The sequence below is a fragment of the Mammaliicoccus sp. F-M27 genome (genome assembly GCF_022387115.1).
Classification (GTDB): Bacteria; Bacillota; Bacilli; order Staphylococcales; family Staphylococcaceae; genus Mammaliicoccus; species Mammaliicoccus vitulinus.
On sequence record NZ_JAJNIE010000037.1, the window covers coordinates 1 to 876 of the forward strand.

1 pseudogene is annotated in these 876 nt (G+C 30.3%); it reads left to right on the top strand.

Features of this window, described 5'->3' with window-relative positions:
* Window positions 1–876: pseudogene (locus LQ598_RS13665) on the top strand (IS3 family transposase); the annotation flags it as partial.

Below are 876 nucleotides of genomic sequence, written 5' to 3' on the forward strand. Positions count from 1 at the left end.
AAAATGAATCTCAAGTTAAAGTGTGGTGGAAATGGTATAGAAATGGGGAAACACATAGATTCAATCAACAAGTAGGTAAACAATATTCCTATGGAAAAGGAAACGAAGAATTGAGTACTGTTGAAACACTAAAAATTGAATTAAAGCGCAAAGAAGTAGAAAATGAAATTTTAAAAAAGTACAAGGAATTGGAAAGGAAGTGGTCCCAGAAGTAGTTGTTGAATTAGTAAATGAATTGAAATCTAAATATATAGTGAAAGTCATTTTAGAAGCTTTAGATATTCCAAAATCAAATTATTACAGATGGAAAAACAAAGATTTCAGTATATCTGAGGATGAACGTGAAATTATAGAACTATGTAAGAAACATCGTTTTACATATGGCTATAGAAAAATAACTGCCTTGTTAAATAGAAAAAATAATAAAACAATTAATCACAAGAAAGTACAAAGAATTATGCAAAAACATAATTTAAATTGTAAAGTACGCGTGAAGAAATCGAAAAGACCAGGTAATCCATATTATAAGACACATAATCTATTGAATAGAAATTTCAAAACAGAGAAACCTTTAGAAGTACTTTTAACAGATATCACTTATTTACCCTTCGGGAATACAATGTTGTATCTATCATCTATCATGGATGCTTACAATGGTGAAATTGTGGCATATAAAATTGGCAAAAACCAAAATCAAGAATTAGTAAATGAGACATTAAAACAACTTCAATTGGAACCAGGAGCTATATTACATAGTGATCAAGGAAGTGTGTATACTTCTTATGAATACTATGCCCTATGTACAGAAAAAGGCATTACCAGAAGCATGTCCCGTAAGGGAACGCCAGCTGATAATGCCCCAATAGAATGTTTTCA